16 protein-coding genes are annotated in these 15,136 nt (G+C 58.3%); 7 read left to right on the top strand and 9 right to left on the bottom strand.

The genetic code is table 11. The annotated features are described in order from the left end of the window. Nucleotides 1-103: 103 nt before the first annotated feature. On the top strand, nucleotides 104-754 hold the full coding sequence (locus tag G7Y41_RS03995) for a potassium channel family protein (RefSeq protein WP_165218501.1): 651 nt from the start codon (nucleotides 104-106) through the stop codon (nucleotides 752-754). A gap of 1 nt (nucleotide 755) precedes the next feature. Continuing rightward, complete coding sequence (locus G7Y41_RS03990) at nucleotides 756-1,475, top strand: potassium channel family protein (RefSeq protein WP_165315108.1); 720 nt, start codon at nucleotides 756-758, stop codon at nucleotides 1,473-1,475. Between the two features lie 17 nt (nucleotides 1,476-1,492). Here the strand turns inward: G7Y41_RS03990 and G7Y41_RS03985 are convergent, their stop codons facing one another. Genes G7Y41_RS03985 through G7Y41_RS03970 form a run of 4 tightly spaced genes read right to left on the bottom strand, consistent with a single transcriptional unit; the run spans nucleotide 1,493 to nucleotide 3,643 of the window. Further along, a complete protein-coding gene (locus G7Y41_RS03985) occupies nucleotides 1,493-2,236 on the bottom strand; it encodes a DUF3159 domain-containing protein (RefSeq protein WP_165315109.1) in 744 nt (247 codons plus the stop codon). A 36-nt stretch (nucleotides 2,237-2,272) separates the two neighbouring features. After that, nucleotides 2,273-2,626 (bottom strand): DNA-binding protein, encoded by a 354-nt coding sequence (locus G7Y41_RS03980; RefSeq protein WP_165218503.1) that lies wholly within the window; start codon nucleotides 2,624-2,626, stop codon nucleotides 2,273-2,275. 57 nt (nucleotides 2,627-2,683) lie between these two features. Further along, nucleotides 2,684-3,331, bottom strand: a complete 648-nt coding sequence (locus tag G7Y41_RS03975) for a DUF3710 domain-containing protein (RefSeq protein WP_165218026.1) — start codon at nucleotides 3,329-3,331, stop codon at nucleotides 2,684-2,686. A 9-nt stretch (nucleotides 3,332-3,340) separates the two neighbouring features. Beyond that, on the bottom strand, nucleotides 3,341-3,643 hold the full coding sequence (locus tag G7Y41_RS03970) for a DUF4193 domain-containing protein (protein WP_165218028.1): 303 nt from the start codon (nucleotides 3,641-3,643) through the stop codon (nucleotides 3,341-3,343). 199 nt (nucleotides 3,644-3,842) lie between these two features. On the opposite strand from G7Y41_RS03970, the gene sepH reads away from it, so the two are divergent. Further along, entirely contained in the window at nucleotides 3,843-5,021 is a 1,179-nt protein-coding gene (gene sepH / locus G7Y41_RS03965; RefSeq protein ID WP_165218030.1) for a septation protein SepH, read from the top strand. Between the two features lie 125 nt (nucleotides 5,022-5,146). On the opposite strand, the gene G7Y41_RS03960 is transcribed toward sepH, so the two are convergent. Both G7Y41_RS03960 and G7Y41_RS03955 read right to left on the bottom strand, forming a co-directional pair. Continuing rightward, on the bottom strand, nucleotides 5,147-6,325 hold the full coding sequence (locus G7Y41_RS03960) for an alkaline phosphatase family protein (RefSeq protein ID WP_165315110.1): 1,179 nt from the start codon (nucleotides 6,323-6,325) through the stop codon (nucleotides 5,147-5,149). Beyond that, nucleotides 6,315-6,863, bottom strand: coding sequence for a DUF5998 family protein (locus tag G7Y41_RS03955; protein ID WP_165315111.1), 549 nt, complete (start codon nucleotides 6,861-6,863; stop codon nucleotides 6,315-6,317). The genes G7Y41_RS03960 and G7Y41_RS03955 overlap by 11 nt, the downstream gene beginning before the upstream one ends. A 68-nt stretch (nucleotides 6,864-6,931) precedes the next feature. Here G7Y41_RS03955 and G7Y41_RS03950 point away from each other — a divergent pair, with 68 nt between their 5' ends. The 3 genes from G7Y41_RS03950 to G7Y41_RS03945 all read left to right on the top strand — a co-directional run bounded on the left by G7Y41_RS03950 (nucleotide 6,932) and on the right by G7Y41_RS03945 (nucleotide 10,460). Continuing rightward, nucleotides 6,932-9,406, top strand: a complete 2,475-nt coding sequence (locus G7Y41_RS03950) for a DNA gyrase/topoisomerase IV subunit A (RefSeq protein ID WP_165315112.1) — start codon at nucleotides 6,932-6,934, stop codon at nucleotides 9,404-9,406. Nucleotides 9,407-9,587: 181 nt separating this feature from the next. Beyond that, on the top strand, nucleotides 9,588-9,713 hold the full coding sequence (locus G7Y41_RS10155) for a hypothetical protein (protein WP_269207961.1): 126 nt from the start codon (nucleotides 9,588-9,590) through the stop codon (nucleotides 9,711-9,713). Nucleotides 9,714-9,791: 78 nt separating this feature from the next. Next, nucleotides 9,792-10,460, top strand: a complete 669-nt coding sequence (locus G7Y41_RS03945; RefSeq protein WP_165315113.1) for a hypothetical protein — start codon at nucleotides 9,792-9,794, stop codon at nucleotides 10,458-10,460. Between the two features lies 1 nt (nucleotide 10,461). On the opposite strand, the gene G7Y41_RS03940 is transcribed toward G7Y41_RS03945, so the two are convergent. From G7Y41_RS03940 to G7Y41_RS03930, 3 genes are all read right to left on the bottom strand, one after another. Beyond that, the gene (locus tag G7Y41_RS03940) at nucleotides 10,462-11,466 is read right to left on the bottom strand and encodes an N-acetyltransferase (RefSeq protein WP_165218040.1); all 1,005 of its coding nucleotides are present in this window, start codon (nucleotides 11,464-11,466) and stop codon (nucleotides 10,462-10,464) included. A gap of 12 nt (nucleotides 11,467-11,478) precedes the next feature. Next, nucleotides 11,479-12,522, bottom strand: a complete 1,044-nt coding sequence (locus G7Y41_RS03935; protein WP_165218042.1) for a GNAT family N-acetyltransferase — start codon at nucleotides 12,520-12,522, stop codon at nucleotides 11,479-11,481. A gap of 101 nt (nucleotides 12,523-12,623) precedes the next feature. Beyond that, nucleotides 12,624-14,732, bottom strand: a complete 2,109-nt coding sequence (locus tag G7Y41_RS03930; protein ID WP_165315114.1) for a DNA gyrase/topoisomerase IV subunit B — start codon at nucleotides 14,730-14,732, stop codon at nucleotides 12,624-12,626. Between the two features lie 137 nt (nucleotides 14,733-14,869). Between G7Y41_RS03930 and G7Y41_RS03925 the strand changes: the two genes are divergently transcribed. Next, the gene (locus G7Y41_RS03925; RefSeq protein ID WP_165218046.1) at nucleotides 14,870-15,100 is read left to right on the top strand and encodes a DUF7455 domain-containing protein; all 231 of its coding nucleotides are present in this window, start codon (nucleotides 14,870-14,872) and stop codon (nucleotides 15,098-15,100) included. Nucleotides 15,101-15,136 lie beyond the last annotated feature (36 nt).

The following is a 15,136-nucleotide window of genomic DNA, read 5'->3' as shown; positions in this document are numbered from 1 at the left end:
TTGTGCAACACGGAGCAAGACTATAGCCCCGCGAGGCAAAGCGAAACGTCGCATTGGACCTTTGTGAGGAAACGAGTAGTTTTGGAGCGTGCACTTTGTGATTATGGGATGCGGGCGCGTGGGGTCGAGCCTTGCAACTCACCTGGATGCTGACGGACATTCTGTCTCGATCATCGACATTGACCCCAAGGCGTTCTCTCGTCTTTCCCCCGATTTTTCGGGGCGTCGCGTCACGGGCCTGGGCATGGACCGCGACACGCTTCGTCAGGCAGGGATCAAGGATGCCTACGCTTTCGCTGCTGTCTCCAGCGGAGATAATTCCAACATCATCGCGGCACGAGTCGCTCGTGAAACCTTCAACGTTGAGCGTGTCGTTGCCCGCATCTACGATCCGACCCGCGCTTCCGTCTACGAACGGCTCGGAATCCCCACGGTTGCCTCGGTTCAGCGAACAACCGAGTCGGTACTGCGCCGGCTCCTTCCTCCCAACGCCTCCCTCGTGTGGTCACATCCCACCGGCGCGGTCTCCCTCGTCAACGCAACCCCGGTTGCCCAGTGGTACGGGGTTCCCTATCCGACGGTGGAAGAACTCACCGGGCGACGCATCGTCTTCACCTCGCGTATGGGAGCTGTTCTTCCGGCCTCGAATGACTTCGTTGTTCAGGAGTACGACCAGCTGTACTTCGCAATCCCAGGCACGGACGCAACCGAGTTGCGCGCGATTCTCACCGAGCCGCCCAAATTGGAGGCCTAACATGAAAATCGTCATTGCAGGAGCTGGGACTCTGGGGCGTTCCGTGGCTTTGGAGCTACTTGACCACGGCCACGACCTCACTCTCATCGATCACAATCCTGAAAAGCTCAAGGTCGCCTCCGTTGCCGACGCCGACTGGGTGTTAGCTGACGCATGTTCTCCCGATGCTCTGCGCGACGCAGGTGTCGCCGACGCTGATGTCATGATTGCCGCCACCGGGGACGATAAGGCAAATCTTGTGGTGTCGTTGCTAGCGAAAACAGAATTCGCTGTTCCGCGGGTTGTTGCGCGTATGAATCACCCGAAGAATGAGTGGCTGTTCAACGAAAGCTGGGGGGTTGACGTGTCTGTGTCAACTCCGCGCATCATGACTGCTCTCGTTGAAGAGGCGGTGTCCACGGCAATGCCGGTGCGCCTGTTTTCCTTCTCATCGGCTGAGGTGTCGATGTATTCGATTGTTCTTCCGTCGGAGTCCCCACTGGTTGGTCAGCGCATTCCGGCGATCACCTTGCCCGCGCGAACGGTTTTGACGTCGGTCCTACGAGATGACCGTCCCCTCACGCCAACGGTGGATGACGCCTTCGAGGCCGGTGATCAGTTGCTTCTGCTGGTGCCGAACTCTGATGGTTCCGCCTTGAAAGCTCTCACCGATCTTGTTCAGATTGACACCGGCGACGGAGGCGACGCAGCGGACGGTTCATCGGCTGCCGACGCAGTGTGATTCGTGATTCTTAGGCCTCACTTAGCCGACGTTTCACCCACGAGGCGTTGCTTGAGTCCGTGGAACGGTTTCATACCCAGCCACGTCACCCAGCATGCAAGAGCAAAGAGAGGGAGGCCGAGGACGAGTTTCGCTATCCCCAGGGGTGCAACGAGTCCCGCTGCCCACAGTGGCACCTGCACAGCTAGGCGCAGTGCAAAGACACCGACCCAGATCCATGACAGGGCAAGACCTCGGCGTTTGAGGTCCCGGTAGGCGGGGTTGGAACGCCAGTCGGGTCCGAGTTCTAACACGCGGCTGGCCACAACCGAGACGATATTCCGGCGGATGAGGATCGACAAGAGGATCGCGATTGCGAATGCGCCCGATGTGATGAATCCCCAGATGAAGTAGTCTTCACCGCGCCCAGAAAGCAGAGCCCAGATCACGCCGATGCCCACGCCGATCAGACCGGACAGTGCCTGAGTGATGGGTTGGCGTTCGATGATGCGGATTGCGCAGGCAACGAGTGCGGTGGCGGCCGCTGCCAAGAGCGTGAATGGGACGTCCCGTGAGATGATGTAGACGATGACGAAGATCAGCGGAGGAAGAGTGGATTCGATGAGTCCTCGCCAGCCTCCGATCGTCGACTTCCACGAGAATTCGTCAGCGTCAAGTCGATCAGCCCACTGATCAACGAACGCCGAATGTTTCTGCCCCGTGTTGGCAGCGTCGCTTGGGTCGCTTAGGGCAGCATCGGGGGTTGCCGAGGGCTGCGACACGTTCGGCGTGTCATGGGCTGGGTTCGTCAACGACGGTCACTCACTTTCCATTGCGATGATGCGATACGCGGGATTGATGATCACCAGGTGATCTCCTTGGAATCCCGCGGTGCCTTCGACTTCGAGATGAGCGCCAACGGAAAGCCCCGGGATATCTCGTCTCCCCGGCCAGCGCAGTTCAATGGAGCCGGTGCCATCGTACAGTGTCGCCGCGAGGGAGAGCGTTGACCCTGCCGGGGGGTAGGTCATTGAGAGGACGGATCCGAAGAGGGTGGCGTGCTGACGATCACGGACCTGTCTGATCGCCGTGGTTCCACGACTCGAACGCGTCCGGTCCTCGTCTTCGGCCTCGTCAATGATTCGGGGATCTTCATTCCACCTTCGGACCAGAGAGTCGCGTAGGCGGGTGAAGAATCCGTGTTGCGTTGCCACCACGGCCTCCCCAGCTTAGAGATCCGGCGTCTGCGTGGCGCCGGCGGGCAGGTGGAGGGGAAGGAGGTCAAGGCGTGCTCTGGGTTGATCATCTCGCCGCACAACGATGCGATCAATGACTTTTTCAATCTCAGCTCCGGCCTCGTCATCATCGGCAGCGGGCCCGATGATGTCAATCCGAGCAAACCAGCGCGGCCCTTCCCGGCCGATAATGCGCATCCGCGAGGTCGCAGCCCGACCATCAGGCATCTCCACGGGCACGTCAGCAAGCAGTTCCGCACCATAGCGTGTGGTGAGGTCTTCGACCTTTGCCCCATCGGTTGTCAGCTGCGATCGGATTTCCTCACGCACCTCGTCCCACACGCCCCCAGAGCGCGGCGCCGCAGCGACGCTCATCTGGATTCCCGAGACCCCTAAGACAATGAGGATCCTCAGAACTGTTTTCTTGTCATCGGCGACCTGGGTGCGCAGCTGCATTCCCTTCACTGTGGGAATGAGGATCGACCCTAGGTCAATGTAGCCTTCCGACAGGTCAACCTCATGTGCGGATCGAGGTCCAGGAGTCCCCCAGATCGGGTCGTCATCGCCCATTCGGGGAAGACGGCTCTCCTCTTTTTCCTCAACGGCGTCGACGGCTTCGTGTTTCTTCTTGCGTCCAAACATGACGGGCACTCAGCCTGCACACTCGGTGCACACCGGAAGACCATTGTCATCGACGTGGTCAAGCTGGGACGCATGATGAACAAGGAAACACATCGAACAGGTGAACTCGTCGTCCTGACGCGGCACGACGTGAACAGTCAGTTCCTCCTTGGACAGGTCGGCGCCGGGTAGCTCAAAATTCTCCGCCGCCTCATTTTCATCTTCTTCGATTTCCGCGGAGCCGGCATCGTTTCGACGCGACTTGAGTTCCTCAATGGAGTCCTCAGCAACGTCGTCTTCGTTCTTACGCGGAGCGTCGTAATCGGTCGCCACTGTCGTCCCTTTCCACTAGCGGGGATATACGGCACCGTGAGGTGCCTTAGCGCAGGGAGGATAACACTTGTGGGCGCCAATTGCTATATCCGCTCATCTTTTGTGGAGAACAATGTTGGAGACACTCGGCGAGGCATGCGGTATCGTCGTACACAATTTGAGACGATTCGACGTGGATCATGCTGCGCAGGAGGTGGAGATGATCGAGCTTGAATTGCTCGGCGTTGGAGGCGACGGGGAGTCCCTGGTGTTTACCGACACCCAGGGGGAACGCTATCAAGTCCCCATCACCGATGAGCTACGCGCCGCGACACGTCGTGATCGTCCGCGTATCGAGGTTGCCCCCGAACCAACCGCTCAGTCCCTACGTCCCCGCGACATTCAGTCTCTCCTACGCGCCGGCGCCAGCCCTGAAGAACTCGCCTCCGCCCACGGCATGGATGTCCAGTCGATTCGCCGCTACGAAGCCCCCGTTGAAGCCGAAAAACAGTACGCTCTTCAACGCGCCCGCTCCATTGTCATCGGATCAGAGCCTGACGGTCCCCTCATGGGTGATCTCGTTGTTGACCGGCTCGCCGCTCGCGGTGTCGATCCGCAGTCCCTCACGTGGACGGCTCGTCGTGGGTCGTCGGGCCCCTGGCAGATCTGTTTAACTTTCGTTCAGGGAGCAGCCGAACATGCGGCCCAGTGGAGCCTGCATCCCTCCGGCGGCCTCGATGCCGTTGATCAGGAAGCCCAGTGGCTCACGGAAACCGTTGCTCAGGCTCCGACCTCGTCAATTTTTACACCGCTGCCCCAGTCGGATCCGCAGCACGAAAGCGATGACGAATTGCGTGCGCGTGAGGCAATTGTTGATCAGCTCAACGCTGCCCGTGGGAAACGTCAGGACATCGAGTACGACATTGACGAGGACGAGGACGCCTCTTTCCTCGATGAGGAGCCGTCGGACGCTCCTGCCACTCACGAGCCGCAGCGTGGGTCAATTTCGGCGAGAATCTATTCTCTTGCACAGGCCCGGACGCGAGTTGATTCCGATTCCGTGACCGAATCAAATTCCGCTGATGCTCCTTCGGGAGCCGATGCCTCGTCCTCGTCCCCCAAGACTGCGGAACGGGCCAGCACTGGGCGAACCATTCCTGCGGTGGACGCACGTCCGCAGGAGAGGGAATCGGTTCCTGACAAGGAACGTGCGTCGAGCCCGGCGGTGAAGCCCGAAAAGAACCAGGCGGCGGAAAAACCCGCGGTGACCTCGGTCAGTGATGCCACGTTGCCAGGACTTGAGGATCTTCACGCAGAACAGCCTGCAACGAAGAAGACGCACACGCGTCGGCGTTCGGTTCCCAGTTGGGACGAGATCGTCTTCGGATCGAAGAACTAGTGGCTTGAGGAACTCAACCGGAAGCTCCGTTTCCTCGCGTGTTCTTGACGTGCTTGTCGAGATTTTTGTGCTTGCTGTCACTGGCCGTTAGTTCCTGGCCGAGGCGCTGCCTGCCAGCGGCACGGCTAGCTCAGTTCAATGACGGGGATTCGCATTTCTTCGGACGTCAGCGATCCGTGAACTCCCGGCATGGCGATCGCCTGGGGGCTCTGCGTGCGTGAATCAACAACACCGAATCGCTCGCGCATGAGCACGAGGGCAGCTCCGATGACTTCCCCGCCATCACCGGCCCCAATGAGCGGCTGAGAAACTGCCGGGTCAATGACCCAGGCACGTTCCCCAAGAAATTCACGCCAGCGCTGACGCACAGCCTCTTGGCTTCCTCTGCGCGCGTGAACATGAACGGCTCTGGTCTCCCCCGCGATGGCGACAACATCCTGGGCAAGCTCGGGAGTGGAGGCAACGTCAATGATGGTGTTTTGTGCGATGTTGACCATCCCGTGATCGGCGGTGAGGATTGTGCGGACGCCGCGAGGAAGACGCCGCAGAAGAGAGCTCAGCCCCGCATCGAACTCTTCGAGTGCGCTCACCCATTCGAGTGATCCCACGCCTCGTGAGTGTCCGGCATGATCAATGTCGGACCAGTAGAGGTAGACAACATCCACGCCTTGGCGCAATTGGGCAAGAGCCGCATCAATTCTGTCATTCCACGAAAGAGCACCAACGTGATGCGCTCCGCGTAGGGCCGCCCTGGTGAGCCCTGAGCCGGCGAAAGACGGCGGGGAGATGACCGCACAGGTAGCTCCCTCGTCGCGAAGGGTCTCGAAGTGTGTTTCCTGTGATTGCCACTGCTCAGGAGCTGGACCATCGTCGAATGCCAGGAGGTTCATCACGCGCATGTTGTAGAGGATGGAATACCCAACCATTCGTGTGGCACCGGGGTGTGCTCCCGTTCCAAACGCAGTGATGGCCGCAGCCGTTGTTGACGGGACAACCGTATGGATTGACCGCATCGAATCACGGAAACTCCGCAGGGTTGGGGCGTGTCCGAAGTGTTCGCTCAGCGGGATCGCACCGAGGCCGTCAACAAGGATGACGAGGAGCTGACGTGCTCCTGCGTCTAACCCAAGGGACATTCTCGCGCGGTGGTCTGCCCGCCGAAAGGCTCGTCCCTGGGAGTCAATTGTTGCCAGGCTAGCGGCGAAAACATCGGTGAGCTGCATGCCGCCTGCGTCGGGCACATCTGCCCCGGGGACGAGGGCGAGCGCGGCGCTGCCCCCAACGAGATCACCCTCAGTGCCCATGATGTGTGCCCACGAGGGCGGTGAGTTCGTTGACGAAATGCTGAGCCTCGGCGAGAACATCCTCACCGTCGGCTGCGGCTGAAATCCGTAGGCTCAGGTCATCGGGAACAGTTTGAGCCGAATACCCGTGGTCTCCAAGGCACTGCGGGTCATCGCATTGGAGAGGTTCGATATCTGTCCGACGAATTCCTCCCATATCGATAGACACCGAAAGTTCGGTGACTTTCTCATCCGTGCCTAAGACTTCAGGTGATTCCACTGCCTCAAAGGTTGACATCGCACGGATCTGATCGATGGAGTAGATTCCCGTTGCCACACCTGCGCGCCCATCCTCAAGCTCATCAATGTGCAGGTGAACAAGAACCGAACGCGTCAGCGAGGCAATCGTCAGGTGACGAAACATTGATCCGCGATCGAAGGCCGCGTCCAACTGGCAAACCGTTGCCAGCGGTTCCTCGCCACCGAGGGCGCGACGTAGTGCCCGGGCGGCAAGTTTCGGATAAAAACCGGCGTGCTCGATCCGTGTCCATGTGTCCATTCCCCTATTGTGCCGCCTCCGGCGTGTAACGTGAAATGCTCAGCTTTTCGCGCGGGATAATCCACATTATGCCGAAGAAGGATCCAACGCTTGACCTCCCCAACGTGGACGAACATATTTCAGAGATCGACGTCTCCACCGAGATGCGCGGGTCCTTTTTGGAGTACGCGGTTTCCGTGATTTACGCCCGTGCGCTCCCAGATGCACGTGACGGTCTCAAGCCCGTTCAGCGTCGCATCCTCTTCCAGATGGACCAGATGGGTCTTCGCCCTGACCGCGGGCACGTGAAGTCTCAGCGCGTCGTCGGTGAGGTCATGGGTAAGCTCCATCCGCACGGAGACTCGGCGATCTACGACGCCCTCGTTCGTCTTGCCCAACCTTTCAACCTACGCCTCCCCCTCGTTGACGGTCATGGAAACTTTGGTTCCCTTGACGATGGGCCCGCTGCCGCGCGCTACACCGAGGCACGTATGGATCAGGCGGCCCTCGACCTCGTCACCGGGCTAGACGAAGACACCGTGGACTTTGTTCCCAACTATGACAATCAGTTCATGCAGCCAGAAGTCCTGCCTGCGGCTTTTCCTCAACTCCTGGTCAACGGAGCCTCCGGGATCGCGGTCGGCATGGCAACGAACATTGCTCCGCATAATGTTGCCGAGACAATCGCTGCTTCGATTTATCTCATTGAGCACCCCGAGGCTTCAACGGCTGATCTCATGCGTTATGTTCCCGGCCCAGATCTTCCCGAGGGCGGTGTCATCGTTGGTCTCGACGGAATCCGTGAAGCCTACGAAACTGGTCGTGGAACCTTTAAGACGCGGGCGAAGGTGTCGATCGAACGTGTGACGGCCCGGAAGATGGGTCTCGTTGTCACGGAGCTGCCCTACATGGTCGGACCTGAGAAGGTCATTGAAAAAATCAAAGAAAATGTCAGCTCGGGGCGTCTCAAAGGTATCTCAGCCGTGCAGAATCTCACGGACCGGGTGCACGGCCTGCGTCTTGTCATCGAAGTGAAGAACGGGTTCAATCCCGAGGCAGTTCTTCAGCAGCTCTATCAGCGCACTCCGCTGGAAGATTCATTCTCAATCAATGCCGTTGCCCTTGTTGGCGGACAGCCCCAAACTCTGGGCCTGAAGCAGATGCTTCAAGTGTTCGTTGATCACCGCTTGGACGTGACAACCCGACGTTCTCAGTTCCGTCTGACGAAGTTCGAGGATCGGCTCCACCTGGTTGAAGGTCTCCTTGTCGCGATCCTCGACATTGACGATGTCATCGCGATTATCCGTTCGTCCGATGATGCCGATGTTGCTCGCACGCGTCTGATGACGGCTTTCGACCTCACGGACGTTCAAGCGAACTACATTCTCGAACTCAGGCTTCGCCGCCTGACAAAGTTCTCCCGCATCGAACTGGAAAGTGAACGCGACGAACTTCGGGCGAAAATTGCCCAGCTGCGTGAAATCCTCGCAGACGAAGCACTCCTGCGTGCGCTGGTGATCTCTGAACTGCGCGATGTCTCCCAGCGACTCGGCACTCCCAGACGCACCCTTCTCCTTCAAGCTCCCGGGGCCGAGGACGCAGCATCGGCTTCCCAGGGTGCGGCTTTGGCTGCCGCACTTCCGTCGGTGTCACGATCAGGCAAAGGGATGGATTTACAAATCCCGGATGACCCCTGCGTCGTTGTTCTGTCGTCAACGGGTGGGTTGGCCCGTGTCGAGGGAGCAGATCCCCTTGAGCCGGGTCCACGCGCCGCTAATGACGGTTGGCGCGCACAGCTGTCAACAACCGTTCGCTCCCAGATTGCCGTTGTCACCGCTGATGGTATTGCCCACCGGATAGAGGTCGTTGATCTTCCGGCTCTTCCTCGTTTCGAGACGGGCCTTTCTTTCTCCGCAGCAATGAATGCGTCGACCCTGCTGCACACGGAGGCGCCGGCCGTGGGGCTTCTGGATCCCGCAAGTGATTCGGTCGTTGCGATGGGGACAGCTCAGGGTGTTGTCAAGCGTCTGCGTGCCGACGTGCTTCAACGTGATGAGTGGGAGGTCATTGCGCTGGCTGACGGCGATTCCCTTGTGGGTTTTGCTCCCTGCCCCGATGACGCAGACCTCGTGTTTATCTCCTCCGATGCGCAACTCCTGCGCACACCTGCGGCGAAAGTGCGGCCACAGGGTCGCACCGCCGGCGGTGTTGCCGGTATGAAGCTGGCATCCGATGCGCGTGCGCTGGGTTTCTGGGTCGTTGATTCGCCTGACGAGGCCGTCGTGGTGACGATTGCTGCCGCTGAGGGAGCGCTGCCGGGAACTGGGCAGACAACGGTGAAGGTTTCTCCTTTTGCAGTGTTCCCGTCGAAGGGACGCGGCGGTCAGGGTGTGCGTGCGCAGCGTTTCCTGCGCGGCGAGGACCGCCTTGAGGGGGCATGGGTGGGGCCGCGGCCCGCGCGTGCGGCATCTGCCGAAGGCACACCAATTGATCTTCCTGCCGAGGACGAGCGTCGTGATGGCTCGGGGGTGCCCGTGACAACACCGATCGCCTCGATCGGTTAGGAGCATGCTGCCTGAGAGTGTGGATGGTGGACCGGGTGGCGTCGGAACATTTGCGGAGTAATTTCCTAAATTCTCTTGTGATGACGCCTATTCCATCGATATAGTTTGTACGTAACGTTGCGTTACAACTCGATCTATTCACGCTCACAGTGCTCCGTATACCCTGCACCAGGGGTTTGGAATGATGTACATCAATTCCGGATATACAACGAAGGCGTACACGAGGAAGACGCCGGTGGGTATTTACGCTGAGAGCGGCTACTACTACGGTGGTCATCTCACCTCACACTGGCAGAACCTGTACTGATCATCCTCCACGAAAGGCACGGTGTCGGTAAGACCTTCCACTGGTGTAGGGTCTTACCGACATCTGAGGAATACTTAAATGAAACACACCCACATCCTCGGATCTTTTCTCCTCGTTACCCCATTGCTGTTGTGTTCGTGTGCCGGTGGTGAAAAACCGGTTGGTCTAGACGATCTTGTGGGCAAGGGCTGGCATGCTGACATCGAGCAATTAAGAGCTGAATCTCGCGGCACACCATACGAAGATATTTACACTCAAATCCTGGAAGATGAAAAAGTCAGTGACGAGGAGCTCTCCGAAATACGCGCACGCCACCTCAGGTGCGTTGAAGACCAGGGAGTCAAAGGCTTCCAATTCCATGATAATGACCTGGTGATCGGATACCTGGAAAACGGTGACGCGGATGCAGCAGAGAATATCCACAAGCAGTGCGACAAGATGCTCGGCACCGAGTCTTTATGGTCACTATACGGTAATATGGCCACAAATCCCCAGAATGTGGACCAAAACGAACTCATCGCAATATGTTTACGTGAACTGAAGGTTGTAGAGCCAACATACACGGGAAAACAATTTATTGACGAAATGGAACACTATATGAATACCCACGAAAACTCTGAGGGTAACGTCGACGGCGATCCCAAATTGTCTCTTTCATACACGGTTGACCCAGAAACCGGAGCCGACGCCGCACACCGCTGCATTGTTGAGCCCCAGAAAATCCTCGATCTCTCAAGCAACAAATAACTTAGACCTCGATCGCGTAGAGGCGCGTCTGACCAATGGTTGTGAAACCCAGATAATCATAGACAGCTAACGCCCCTGAATGATTCGCCGACCCCAGGCCCGCACCGATCCGCTCCATGCCCGCCCTGGCCTGAGCACGCATCGACGCAATAATCAAGGCATCAACGACTCGCGTATTACGCCACTCCTCAAGTACACCCATCTGGTCGATATAGCCTTCTTTCCACCCGAAGACCGCCCAGTCCTGCGTGTACTGGGAAGCTAAGAGGAAGCCAGCAACCCGAGCGCGATCACTCATCCGATCAACAGCGAGGAAAGACCACTCAGGAACAAAAGACGTACGACCCTGACGCCACTGCTCCTGCGTCAAAGGCGGGCGCCCCCATTCCTTCTCTGACAGGCGATTCGCCGCACGACGAGCCGGTTCCTCCCATTCTTCACCCCACGGCTCAATCGACAGGTAGCTGGGAAGAACTGGATCCTGAGGAATAGCAGTTAGACGAGCACGCAATTCGTAGTATGTGCGCGTCCACTGGAAACCCCTGACCTTGAGCGCTTCCTCCAGATCGTCTTCACCCGCTTCAACATGGCTGACAATCAGTCGTCGCTGACGATCATCCACGTCATCAAGGAGCAGCCGCGCCGTATGTTCCTGCCAATCAACAAGAACTCCCCCTAAGCCAATTCGCCGGAAAAACGGATCTACTCCACCAGTGCACACACATTCAACGTATCCGGGGTATCGCACGAGAACATGCCCAAAAGCGACCATTCGTCCTCGTCCCAAGCCGCGCGTGGCGTAACCTGCAAGCCCCACCCAGGTTGAAGCTGAACCCAGCATCTCCGCAACTTCCCCACGAGACGTTCGATAGGGTGGATTATCTTGAGCTTCCATTCGCGCAAACAGCGCAGCTAAGTCGTCAATATGAGATTCGCTCAGCGGCTCCCAGCGAATCCCGTTGCTGCTGGGAGGCAGGAGAAAGGCGTCGTCACCAACGGCTGTCATCTCTTACTCCCCTCATTGGTTGATCGTATAGAACACTTCCGCTTGAGCATCAACAAAACCCAGGTGCTCATACATGCTATGAGTCTGCGCGTCATGCTGACGATCAATCTGAACACCGATCTTCGCAACACCCGAAGCGCTGACCGCAGCGATCGCAGAACGAACAAGAGCGCTAGTCAAGGAACGCCCCCGATGATCGGGATGAATCCCCAGGATATCGATATTTGCCTCGCTGACCCCTGTTGCAGCCCATCGATCCGTGGGACGAGACACTCCAATATATCCGATCGGAGCACCCGACGAATCACAGGCAACAAAGGACCACCGCATTTCCAGCGAATGAGTCAGAGCATCCCACGACCGTCCAAAACAGCGAGCATTGATGTCACGAGACGAAACCTCGGCATGAAGAGCATCAAGATCACCTGGTGCAACCGAGTCCCACGCAACCACCGAATACCCGTTCTTTGGAGTCGGCCGCGTCTCCCCGCCAACGATCTCCCGGTACATCTGCTGGAACATATGCTTTGCGTAGAAACCCGCCGCGATATACATCCGTCGCCGATCAGTCATATGGGCGTCAACGAAATTCGAGATCGACGACGGACGCTCACTATCTGAACCGTACGTGTCCACAAGCATCTGGCGTGCCCGACCATCTTGCCAATACAACAGGGCCCGGCCGATGCCTCGTCCTCGCCAATGAGGATGCGTATAGGCGCGGATCGTCGCATGGGCGCGCTGGCTATCCTCACCAACGGAACTGAGCATCTGGGAACGAATGACGCGCACAGACGCGACCGCACAAATCCGACGTTCACGGTCCAGACCGACGATCGTCTCCACCCAGTCGACCCCGTGGCGTCCCTCGATCATGTCTGCAATTTCCCGCGTCGACACGCGGTGAGCGGTGTCATCCATCGTCTCAGTTTCACGGATCAACGAATACACCGCAGGCGCATCCGACGCCCGCATTGGTCGAAACCTCAAGCCGAGATGCTCTCCGGGATAGGGTACGGACCCGGGGGGCGAAAGACGCTCAGCAAGTCCAGTCATGCCGTCCATCGTAGAGGAAAGCGGGTCTAAGGTCATGTGTAGACCTTCGTCGGGCGAAATGACACCGAAAAAAGCGAAACAAAGGCCTGCGACCACGCGGTCTATGCGTCGATTCTTTCTCGATCCAACGCAGCCGACCCCTCGACAATGAAATCACGTCGGGGGCCAACAACCGAGCCCATGAGCAGCTCAAAGACATCCTCAGCCTCGCGGAGCTCCTGCTCATCCCCCAAAGTGATCCGACGAAGCGACCGGTGCGCACGATCCATCGTTGTCTCAGCCAACTGATCCGCATCCATCTCGCCCAGACCCTTATACCGCTGAATCGGTTCTTTCCACGTGCGCCCCGAACGTTTAAGCTCTCGGAGCTTGTCGTGAAGTTCATTCTCGGAATAGGTGTACAGCAGTTCCTTTGGACGCTTCCCCTTGCCCGAAACCTCGATCCGATGCAGGGGCGGAACCGCCGCATACACTCGACCAGCCTCAACGAGGGGCCGCATGTAGCGGAAGAACAGCGTGAGCAAAAGGGTGCGGATATGAGCGCCGTCAACATCCGCGTCGGTCATGAGAATGACCTTCCCGTAGCGGGCCTGCTCGATATCAAAAGTTCTCCCCGACCCCGCTCCGATGACCTGAATGATATTTGCGCATTCCGCATTGGCCAGCATGTCCGAGGTTGACGCCTTCTGCACGTTGAGGATCTTTCCTCGGATCGGAAATAGCGCCTGATACGCGGAGTTTCGCGCAGCTTTCGCTGTTCCCAGAGCCGAATCGCCCTCGACAATGAAAAGTTCTGTCTGACTCACATCCTCAAGTCGGCAATCCGCGAGCTTGGCGGGAAGCGAGGAGGTCTCCAAAGCATTCTTACGGCGTGAGATTTCCTTGTGGATGCGTGCCGACACACGCGCCTTCATCTCACCGACAACCTTCTCAAGCAAAAGCGCCATCTGCTGCTTGTCGTCGCGCTTAGAGGAGGCAAACTTCGTCTTCATCCAGTCGGTAATGACTCGGGAAACAACGGTTCGGATCTGCGGAGTGCCCAGTACTTCCTTCGTCTGCCCCTCGAACTGTGGTTCGGGGAAACGAACGGTAATCACCGCGGTCATCCCCGCCTGAACGTCATCCTTTTCCGCTCGCCCATCCTTTGCTGAAACCTTCAGCTTTCGGGCATTCTTCTCGATCTGCGCACGCAGGATCTTGACGATCGCCTGCTCGAATCCCTGGACGTGAGTACCACCCTTGGGGGTTGCAATAATGTTGACGAAACTCTGCACCTGAGTCTCATATCCAATGCCCCACCGAAGCGCACAGTCAACCTGGCAGACCCGGTCAACCTCCGTTGCTTCAAGGTGTCCGGTCTGCGAGTTCAACACCTGAACTGTCTCGGTGTACGTCCCCTCACCGGTGATGTGCCACGTATCCGTCACAGGGCCATCCGACGCTAACCAATTGGCGAAGTCGACTACGCCCCCGTCGAAGCGAAAAGACTCATGCACGTCCTCTTCACCGCGTTCATCCCAGCAGTTGATCGTCAAACCGGGAACAAGGAACGCCGTCTGCCGGGCACGGGCAAGGAGGTCTTCCCAAGAAAATCCTTCGGTTGACGGAAAGATCTGGAAATCAGCCCAGAACTGCACCCGCGTCCCCGTTTGGGCTTTCTTCACCTTCCCCACGGTCTTGAGATCAGACTGCGAGGTGAAAGCGGTGAACGGCGAGTTCGGTGTGCGCTGCGCGGAGTCATCAAACTCACCCGGTTCTCCACGTCTAAAGCACATCTCCCACGTCTTGCCGCCACGATCCACCTGGACGTCCATGCGCGCCGACAGTGCGTTGACAACGGACGCGCCAACCCCGTGGAGACCACCGGATGCCGCGTACGATCCGCCGCCGAACTTACCTCCCGCATGCAACTTCGTGAACACGACCTCAACGCCCGACAGGCCTGTGCCAGGAACCTCGTCCACCGGGATACCGCGTCCGTTATCGGTCACCGAAGCCGAATGATCGGGGTGCAGGCGCACGTCAATGGTGTCGCAGAAGCCCTCAAGCGCCTCATCCACGGCGTTGTCGATGATTTCCCACAGGCAGTGCATGAGACCACGATGATCCGTGGAACCGATATACATACCGGGACGCTTACGCACAGCCTCAAGCCCTTCAAGGACCGAGAGGTGATGGGCGTTGTAATCAGCGGGATTGGAAGAACTCACGTCGTCATCCTAAGGATTTCCTCGCGATACAACCGCTTCGGCCCGCCCATATGTGGATAAGTGACGAAAATTGCGCCTGCGGTGAACAACGGTCCTTCAATGCCGCAAATGCCGGTGGTGTGGTGTGAGATAGAGGCATGAACGCTACGACCTTGGAACGCACCACCTCGTTCGAGCCGACGTTGACCGCCGCCGATCGCTGTGATCAGTGCGGTGCCCGCGCGTGGGTGCGCGTCACTCTCGCCTCGGGTGGTCAGTTGTTCTTCTGTGCGCATCACGCGAACCGTCATCTCGAAGCTCTTGTTGCCACCGCTGCGGATGTCCTCGACGAACGTCATCTCCTGATCGAGGACGAGGCCGGACTCTAACCACACCCGTCCTCTCACCACGCCTCTGACGCACGG

The sequence above is a fragment of the Schaalia sp. ZJ405 genome (genome assembly GCF_011038885.2).
GTDB lineage: Bacteria > Actinomycetota > Actinomycetes > Actinomycetales > Actinomycetaceae > Pauljensenia.
The sequence above is the reverse complement of the archived record's forward strand: the minus strand, read 5'-3'. Positions and strand labels throughout refer to the sequence as shown.